We start from the raw sequence: 2153 nt of genomic DNA, 5'->3' as shown, positions 1-2153 counted from the left end.
GCCGGTAACGCCGTTGTTCCGCCAGCCCAGGTGCCGAAGCTCTCGGCGCAGCCGCGACAGCGCCGCCGAGGCTGGCTACTCTTCGGTGTGCTCGTGGTCACCGGCGGTGGAGCACTCGGCTATCACACCGTCAACGGCCTGAATGATCGGGTGCCGGTCCTCGTGATGGCCCACGATGTCTCTCTGGGCCAGCAACTGACGGCCCGCGACGTCGCCACCACGATGGCGGGCGTCGATGACCTTGTCGCGACGGTTCCTGCCGGTGAGCTTCAGCGAGTGATCGGGATGCGAGCGGCCGTCGACCTTGTGGGGGGCATGCTCGTGCAGCCCAAGCTGCTCACTGATCAGCTCACCCCGCTGAGCGGCCAGCAGCTTGTCCCCGTAGCGGTGAAACCGAGCCGACTGCCCGCCCGTGGACTCCGTCCAGGAGACTCCATCCTCGTCGTGGCTACTTCAGACGGCCAGGGCATGCCAACGATCAAGTCATCTGCCATGCCCCGCATTGAAGCGATTGTCGATCAGGTGAAAGGGCCGGACACCGACGGCTTGATGGTCGTCGATCTCATCGTCAGCACGACAGAAGGCGCCGAGCTTGCGGCTCGGGCCGCGGACGGCCAGGTCGCGATGGTTCTCAACCCGCGGAGGACGTGAATGGCGATCTACACGCTGATGAGCCCGGGCGGTTCGCCGGGCGTCACCACCACGGCCCTGGCTGTCACGTACGCCTGGGGAGGTCGAACTCTCCTTGCCGAGTGTGATCCGAAGGGCGGCAGCGTCGTTCAGGGATTCCTCACGGGCCAGATCGAAGGTGTGCCGGGCGACCTGTTGGATTTAGCGCTGGCGATCGCCCACGATCCCGATCCCGGAGTCCTGTGGAAGTACGTCGTCTCTCTTGACCAGGACGTTCTGGAGTGGCTTCTACTGCCCGGTATCCGGGATCCACGTCACGCGCTCCAGATGGAGAGCGCATGGGACTCGGTCGCGAACGCTCTCAAGACGGCTGCCGACGGCGTCGTCGACGTGGTGCTCGACGTGGGCCAGATCGGGGGACCTGACACTCCGATGCGGTTGATCGCGGCCTCGGACCTGGTCCTGATGCTGCTACGTCCTTCTCTCCGCCAAGTCGCGGATGCTCGGCCGCGACTCGACGCGCTCGGCCGTCACATAGGCGCCAAGGTCCCGGTCGCGCTCTGCCTCATCGGCGAGGGGGACTACACGGCCAAACAGATCAGCGAGGCACTGTACGGATTGCCCGTCGTCGGCACGATTCCGCACGACCCGAAATCCGCCGCGGTTCTTTCCGATGGCAAGCAGGCCGGGCCCTCCTTCAGCCGGGCGCCGCTGATGCGCGGGGCCGCCTACCTTGCCCTGGCTATGCGCAGCCATCTTGGCACGCTCCAAGAAGCTACCGATAAGGCGGTGTCGCGATGAGCGGATGGCCACCGAGCGAGGCCTGGCCCCCGCGCTCTGTCAGCGGTTCAGGCGATCCCGTTCTGCTCGCCCGTACGGCGGCAAGTCCCGTGGAAGAGCTCGACAACATGGTGTTTCGAAAAGCGGTAGTCGACATCACCGCTTCGATCGCCGACGACCTGAAGGAGACCGAGGATCGGGACGCCGCACGGCAGGTGGTCCAGGCCCGGGTGCAGCAGTGGACTCACGATCGGCTGTCCGAGGGCGACGCCGTCAGCTTCGCGACCCAGCGCCGACTCGTGCAGGCCGTCCTGGACGAGCGGTTCGAGCTCGGCGTGCTCACGACGTACGTCAGGGACAGCAGGGTCGAGAGCATCGACATCAACGGCTGCGACGAGGTCTGGATCACCTACAGCGACGGCACCTGCGAGCGAGGGCCGGCCGTGGCCGGCACCGACGACGAGCTGGTCAAGATGATCCAGATGTGGGCGCTCCACAAGAGCTACAACCCTCGTGAATTCTCCGCCGCTAACCCCTTGCTCAATACCGCCCTGAAACCAGGGGATGGAGACGACGGCGTGGGCGTACGGCTCAGCGCGACGATGGCCGTCACTCCCCGGCCGTGCGCGAGCATCCGATGCCATCGCCTGGTCGACGTCACCCTCGACGACCTGCTCAAGCTCGGCACGATCAACCGTAGCCTGCATGCCTTCCTGCGCGCCGCCGTGCTGGCTCGGCTGAAC

Annotated in this window: 2 protein-coding genes and 1 pseudogene; all 3 read left to right on the top strand. The window is 66.1% G+C overall.

From position 1 onward, the window contains the following. Window positions 1-651: SAF domain-containing protein (locus AP234_RS34150; protein WP_235558549.1), on the top strand; the 651-nt coding region annotated here is incomplete at its 5' end. Then, window positions 652-1431, top strand: a complete 780-nt coding sequence (locus AP234_RS34145; RefSeq protein WP_055483890.1) for a hypothetical protein — start codon at window positions 652-654, stop codon at window positions 1429-1431. Further along, window positions 1428-2153, top strand: a pseudogene (locus tag AP234_RS34140) (hypothetical protein); the annotation flags it as partial. The gene AP234_RS34145 and the pseudogene AP234_RS34140, both read left to right, overlap by 4 nt.

Source organism: Sphaerimonospora mesophila, assembly GCF_001417795.1.
Lineage (GTDB): Bacteria > Actinomycetota > Actinomycetes > Streptosporangiales > Streptosporangiaceae > Sphaerimonospora > Sphaerimonospora mesophila.
The sequence above is the reverse complement of the archived record's forward strand: the minus strand, read 5'-3'. Positions and strand labels throughout refer to the sequence as shown.